The organism is Negativicoccus succinicivorans (assembly GCF_018373335.1).
In the GTDB taxonomy this organism is placed as follows: Bacteria; Bacillota; Negativicutes; order Veillonellales; family Negativicoccaceae; genus Negativicoccus; species Negativicoccus succinicivorans_A.
The window spans coordinates 1-7,114 of the sequence record NZ_JAHAHH010000070.1 but is presented as its reverse complement, the minus strand read 5'-3'; the positions used below and the strand labels follow the sequence as shown (position 1 = coordinate 7,114).

Genomic DNA, 7,114 nt, shown 5'->3' with positions numbered 1-7,114 from the left:
TTTTTGCGCTTCCGATGCGGATCCGATGGCGATCGCATCTCCGCCGTCCGCCTTAGAATCCACACCGAAAGCATACGCAGCTTCTCCGGTGGCACTCGACCGGAATCCCGCCGCCAAGGAAAAATCGCCCTCTGCTTTTGCCATGTATCCTAATGCTGTCGCCCGATTCGCGTTTGCTTCCGCCTTCGTACCGAAAGCGGATGCGCCTAATGCGGTTGCCTTGGCATGGTCTCCCGCCGCTAACGAAAATGTATCGGTCGCATTGGCAAAGGCGCCCACTGCCGTAGCGGATGCTCCCGTCGCGTTGGCATCGGCACCGAAGGCAGAGGCATTCACGGCGCCGGCAACGGCTTTAGTTCCTGACGCCAAGGCAAAATTGCCCTCTGCTTTTGACTGATATCCTACCGCTGTCGCCCACCCGCTGCTTGCTTCCGCAGATGCGCCGAAAGCGGCTGCGCCTTTTGCAGTTGCCTTGGCACCTTTTCCAGTCGCCAAGGTATAATCGCCGACCGCTTTTGCATAGGGTCCTACCGCCGTAGCATATTCTCCCGTCGCATTGGTCATCACACCGAAGGCGTTCGCGTATTTACCGTCCGCTTTAGCCCAGGGCCCTACCGCCGTCGAGAAATCTCCCTGCGCGCCTGCAGACGGTCCGACCGCTATCGAAGCGGCACCTTTAGCGCCGTCACTATTCCAGTTCGTCCCCTCGGGTTTGGCGCTGTTATCGGCATTAACCGAGAAGTAGGGAGTTTTTTTATCCGGTGCCGCCGGCGGCGTCGCGGGATCTTCCGCGTAGGCGAGACCGCCCGCGGATAACAAAGACAAGACCATCGCGGCCATCACCGCTTTGTTGCGGCAGCTTGAGATTTTGCCGCGACGGTTCGCCATTTCCGATACCGCGGAACAACTGTTTTTACCTTTGTTCCAAATGACTTCGTATGCTCTGTTCATAAGTACATCCCTCTCCTGATTATAATAAAAAGATAATAACGGGTACTTCTCGCCTTAATGCTATCCCCCTATTTTATTTTTTCCTTATTGATTTTTCTCTGATCTCGTAAAATTTAATCGGCGCAGCTGTTTATTTTTTTACAATACGTGAAATTCGACTTCTCTTTTTCCGTACGCGCCGCTGACGCTTTTCCCGACGAACGGACCGGCTGACCGAACGGGTTCTTTTTATTTTTCCATGGGCAGGCCCCCGCTTACGGTATGCGCGAGGTCAGGCCATAAAATCTCCCGACTTGTCATGTTGCCATAGCAAAAACCCCAAGGCTGTGCAGCCTTGGGGTTTTTCTTTCGTCGATTATACCGATTATGAAGTTTTATTTCGCTTTCTTTTCTTCATTGACGCGGACTCGTTCGATGACCGGCTGTCCGTCGTTGTCTTTCGTGACGACATCGACGCGGATTCGCGCCAGTTCGGGAGCGAATTCCTGTACCGCGCGAGCATCGAGGCTGACGCCTTTCGCCAATGCTCTGTAAAGCATGGCGGCGAGTTCGTAGCGTGTCATGCCGCGATCTCCGGCAAAGGTTCCGTCCGGATAGCCTTCGATAATGCCTTGTTCGCAAAGGCCTTTGACGTATTCATACGCCCAATGATTTTCCGGTACATCGGGGAACATGGCGGCTTGCGCATCCATGCCTGTAAGTGCGCCGATGAAGCCTTGCATTTTCGCCATCTGCGCTTCCATTTCCGCCATGCGCCGCTGCATATCCAGCATGTCTTTCGCCATCGCGACCTTGGAGGTGGATACGTTATTGCCCTGTCCGAGTTTGACGGAAACGCCCGCGTTCACCATGTTTTCGCCGCCACCAAACGAACCGCCGACACTGAACATGGTGTCTTCATTCGGACGGTAGTACGCGCCGATAGCGACTGCGTTCGCGCCGCTGTAATGGCCGTAGCCGGCCGCAAAGTCCCATTTGTCATCGGGATCGAAATCGAGCGGATGAAGTGCGGCAAGCGCAGCCGCGCCCGCGCCGACTCTGTCGACTCGGTTGCCCAGTTCTCCGATACGGCCGCCCATGTCGTAAATGTTATATTCCAACTTAGTGATGTTGGTCGTATTGGCGTCTACCTGCTTGTCCAAGGCGATCAGGTTCTGCCCGGCCGTGTTTTCGGCTTTGATGTATTTGCCGTCGTTTTCAATTCTTGTTTCGTTGTAAACGGTGCCGCCCGTGACGATGCCTTTATTGTCTTTCGCAATTACTCCGTCCGTCTTGACGTTCAGCGTGTATTCGTTGCTGCCATCTTCTTGCGCTTTGGCTTCTACAGTTACGGTGTCACTGTCCACGATGGTGTTTCGCGTGTCCGTCACATTACCCACAAAGTCGGCAAGGTCCACATCATAGGTTTGGTCGTCATTTCTTGTGAATGTAATTTTCTTATTCGCCGCGTCGTAAGTGCCGCCGGTCGTGTAAGTGTTGGTATCTTTCGTCGCTACCGTGACTTTCTGCTCGTTGCCGTCGTTGTCTGTAAGGGAAATCGTAGTCGTGTTGTCGTCATTTTCTTTCCCTGTCATCGTGTAGGTAGTGTCGGTGTCAACCGCATCCTGAATCGTCTTGAGATCCACGCTGCCGGTGACTTTATTGCCCGCCGTATCTTCAACGGAAAGTTTCAATGTGTTGCCGGTAAGGGAAAGCGCATTAGTAGCCCCTTTCAGCTTCGTGTCGGCAACGGAAATTTTATAGCTTCCATCCGCGCTGCCCGCTTCTACAGTAACATTGTCACCCGCTTCGATAGTGGTCTTGGCCGCCGCGATTTTCTGTACCGCTTTCAACTGCGCTACATTCACCGCGTCATTGTCATCCGCGCCGCCCGCTACATTGGTAATGCGGCGGTAATTCTGCGCAATCGTTTCATCGCCAATGGTATATGCTTTATTGCCGACAGATACGACTCCGTTTTCTTTCTTGAAGGCTTCCTTGGATAAGTAAGCTTCCGTCTTCACATCATCGGCGATGCTAGCGAGAGAGTTATTTCCCAAAGCGAGAGAATTGTCAGCAGCGACACGGGCATGCGAGCCGAGCGCTACCGATTGATTAACTTTTCCTGTGCCGTCCAAGGTCGAGGTAATCGCGTAATCACCTAAGGCCATTGAGCTTTCACCAAGCGCCCTTGCGAAATGACCGATGGCGGTAGAGTTATCAGCGCTTGCTTCCGACTGTACACCGATCGCCATTGAGTTGGCGCCTTTCGCCTCGGCGTCATACGCCATGGCAACAGAGGTCTTAGCCTGCGCTTTCGCCGACTGTCCGATGGCGACGCCCCAACCTCCGGTCGCTTCCGCTTGTGTACCGATGGCGACATCCGAATATCCGGTCGCCTTTGCCCCCCAGCCCGTTGCGAAAGCTGCGTTGCCCGACGCTACGGTCTTCACGCCGATAGCGATGGCTCTATCGCCAGTCGCGCCGTCGTTATTCCAGTTCGAGCCTGTAGCATTTTCCTTGCTCTTGACGGAGAAATAATGGATCTTGCTATTTTCGATTTTATTGCTCAGATTGGTAATGCTCGTATTACCGGCGAGGTCAATCTTGCTTCCGTCAATACCGTATTTGACGGTATTTCCGTCTTGTTCCACAGTGAGACCTTTGTTCGGCTCCTTGACGTCAAAAGCGACCGTGTCGCCATCTTCGACAGCCGCGGCGGCTCCGTCTCCCGCTTTCAGTTTCCACGAATTCATCGTGCCGACGCCTTTATCACCGATACCCAGATCCTGTTTCAATTTCTTCGTATTCAGCGTGTAAGTGACCGTCCGATCATCACTTACGGCCGCCGTAAGAACATCACCGGTACCGTCGCCTTCCTGCGTGACCGCTTGGAAGGTGATCGCCGCTTTATCTTTGCCACCAAGCGCGACGTCCGAAGACCCGCTGTTTTTATCCTTGATGGTAAAGCCCGCTTGCAGGTTCTTGATATCCGTTTGGTTTTGCGAAATATCGTCCCCGATATAGTCGGAAATCTGATTTCCGATCCGGGTGTTCAGCGCTTTTTCATCTACCGTGAGCGAAAGGCCTGAGGCGTTGACCACCGGCGTAATGTATTTATCACCGCTTACCTTCACTTCCCCTTTCGCCTGCACGTTTTTCGCGCCCGACTTCGCGTCTTTAAGCGTCCAGCCGGCTTTCAGGTTTGTGACATCCGCCGTATTGGCTCTGATGTCATCTCCCATGTTCAGGACCTTGTCTCCAAGCTTACTGATATCTCCGTTATTCGCGCTGATTCTCGTGCTCAACTCGTCGCGATCCGCATCATGTTTCTCGCGGAGATGCTTCAGCTGCGCTACGTTCACGGCGTCTGTATCTTCATAGCCCGCCGCCACATTAATGATTTGGCGGGTCAGTCCTTTTTGGTCATTACCGACCGAAATGGCGGGGAGCGTCGATGTCCATACATGAGTTTTATCTCCGGATATCGCCTTGTTTAACGGATCCCAGCCGCTGATTCCCGCCTTTGTTTGCGCGCGGGAAAACGAGCCGAGCGCCACGCTGTCATTAAATGCCGCTTCCGTACCGAATCCGATCGCCACCGCGTTCTTCGCCCGCGCTTTCGCTGTCGCGCCGAGAGCTGTGGCATTTTCCGCTGTCGCATGCGCCTCAAAGCCAAGCGCCGTTCCCTGGAGGTCATACGTTTCCGCATAGGAACCGATCGCCGTGCCGCGTTTCTGTTGAACGCGAGCGTGTCTGCCTACAGCGACGCCCTGGTTGACTTCTTCCTCAAACGAGTCTTGTCCGTCTTTGGTCGATTTCATCTTGATTTTGAGATATGAAGTAGCCGCAGTATCTACCGGTCTGTACAGCTGTTTATCCTCATCCGACAGCTGTTTGTATTCATCACTGGTGATTTTTTCCCCGGGGACATACGCGTCCGGTCCGATCGCCACGGAAAAGAATCCTTCCGCCACAGCGTGATGTCCTACGGCCATAGCGCCCGTGACCGGCGTTCTCGCCATGCGCCCGATCGCCATTGATTGCGTGCCGGTCGCCAGCTTATTGGAGTAATTGGTAAAATCATCAAATAATTTGTCATCCGTGCCCTTCAAGTTGTCGGAATTGACAGAGAAATAGTGCACGGCCGCTTTATCGGCTTCCAATTTCGCCAATACCGCGTCATAGACCGCTTTCTGATCGGCGGTAAGATCCGCCGCGTACACGCCGAGCGCCGGCGTCGCGGTCGCCATGAGCACTCCCAAAACAGTCGCGGCAAGAGTCACTCTTCCTCTTGCCTGACCGCTCTTGCCATGACTCTTCGCCATCTCCGACGCGGCCACCCAAGTGTTTTTGACCTGACTCCAAACAAGCTTGTAAATCTTATTCATCGACTTTCATCCCTCCATATAAAATAGCATTAAATAATGACGCCATACTTGAGTAATATGGTGTTGGATCTCACATGCAATGCTTATTATTATATCTATTTTATTCTATAAAGTCTACACCAAAAACGCGTTATTCCAAACAAGCGTTTATTTTTTACTTACTTTTTATTTGCTTTTTACTAAATACGTGCAAAGCGTTGTCTTGCCCCCTCTTCACAATAAGCGAAGTGATAAATCCGGCGTTTCTCATCATCGGATCACAATGTCCGCTAGGAATGCTTACTTGCGTAAAATCGATTCATGAAATGAAGGTTTATAATGGAAGGGGTTGCTTCCCCTTTAACTGCAACACACTCTAAAAAACACGCATTCCCCATGCGAAAAGGGTCACGGCGCATATGCTCCGTGACCCTTTTCCGCTTCAAAAGAATGATCTTTTCCGTTTCTGCTCTTTATTTCGCTGCCATGAGTTTCCGCATTTGTTCTTTCAAAATTTCGATTTCATTCCTCATCTCTTTGTTTTCATTCTTGATTTCTATGTTTTCGTCCTGCATCTTCGCGTTCGCTGTTTTCAGCTCTTGGATTTCGTTCGCCATAACAACTCTGGAGGTCGATACATTATTGCCCTGGCCGAGCTTGACGGAAACGCCCGCGTTCACCATGTTTTCTCCGCCGCCGAACGAGCCGCCGACGCTGAACATGGTGTCTTCATTGGGACGATAGTACGCGCCGATAGCGAACGCATGGGCGCCGCTGTAATTACCGTAGCCGGCCGCGAAGTCCCATTTGTCATCACGATCAAAGTCGAGCGGATGGAGTGCGGCAAGCGCAGCCGCGCCCGCGCCGACTCTGTCGACACGGTTGCCCAGTTCTCCGATACGACCGCCCATGTCGTAAATGTTATTTTCCAACTTGGTGATATTGGTCGTATTGGCGTCGACCTGTTTGTCCAAGGCAATCAGGTTTTGGCTCGCCGTATTTTCGGCTTTGATGTATTTGCCGTCGTTTTCAATTCTTGTTTCGTTGTAAACGGTTCCGCCCGTGACAATGCCTTTATTGTCTTTCTCGACCTTACCGTTCGTCTTGACGTTCAGCTTGTATTCGTTGCTGCCGTCTTCTTGCGCTTTGGCTTCTACGGTTACGGTGTCGCTGTCCACAATAGTGTTTCGCGTGTCTTTGGTCGCGACGGTGACTTGCTGTTCGTTCTTATCGCTGCCTTTAAGGAAAATCGTGGTCGTGTTGTTGTCATTTTCTTCGCCTTCCAGCGTGTAGGTAGTACTTACCGCACTCTTAAGGTCGTTCAGGTTCACGCTGCCGGTGACTTCATTGCCCTTCGTATCTTTCACGGAAAGGTTCAGCGTGTCCCCCTTAATGGAAAGCGCGTTATCACCTTCCTGCAACGTCGTGTCGTTGAAGCTGTCAGTAATATTTTTCGCTGCCGCTTTCAACTGCGCGACGTTGACCGCGTCGGTATCTTCTGTACCCGCGGCTACGCCTGTGATCTGACGGGTCGCATTGGCATTTCCTACCGAAACGGCCGCCAAATCGCCTTTTACGGTCGCTTTGACTTCGTCAACTGCATTGAGATATACGGTTGCCGCGTCCGCTTTGCCGCGATCCGCTACGGAATCACTGCCGAGAGCTACACCGCTCGCGACGGTGGTGTTGGCGTTATGTCCGATGACGGTGGCGTCCTTGACGTTGGTTTCCGCGCTTTCATCCGCCGAACCGAGAACGATGCTTCCGTCCGCTCCCGTCAGTTTTCTCTTGTCGCCGAGAAGAACGGCGCCGGT

General features: G+C 52.6%; 3 protein-coding genes. All 3 read right to left on the bottom strand.

The features are described from left to right. Window positions 1–951 (bottom strand): ESPR-type extended signal peptide-containing protein (locus KH813_RS05605; protein WP_303994335.1); only part of this gene is annotated, 951 nt, incomplete at its 3' end. Window positions 952–1,325: 374 nt separating this feature from the next. Continuing rightward, the gene (locus KH813_RS05600; RefSeq protein WP_303994333.1) at window positions 1,326–5,321 is read right to left on the bottom strand and encodes an ESPR-type extended signal peptide-containing protein; all 3,996 of its coding nucleotides are present in this window, start codon (window positions 5,319–5,321) and stop codon (window positions 1,326–1,328) included. 452 nt (window positions 5,322–5,773) lie between these two features. Then, window positions 5,774–7,114: YadA-like family protein (locus tag KH813_RS05595; protein ID WP_303994330.1), on the bottom strand; the 1,341-nt coding region annotated here is incomplete at its 5' end.

Excerpts from the sequence above, each read along its gene's own strand:
- KH813_RS05600 (WP_303994333.1), bottom strand. The coding sequence starts at position 5,321 with ATGAATAAGATTTACAAGCTTGTTTGGAGTCAGGTCAAAAACACTTGG.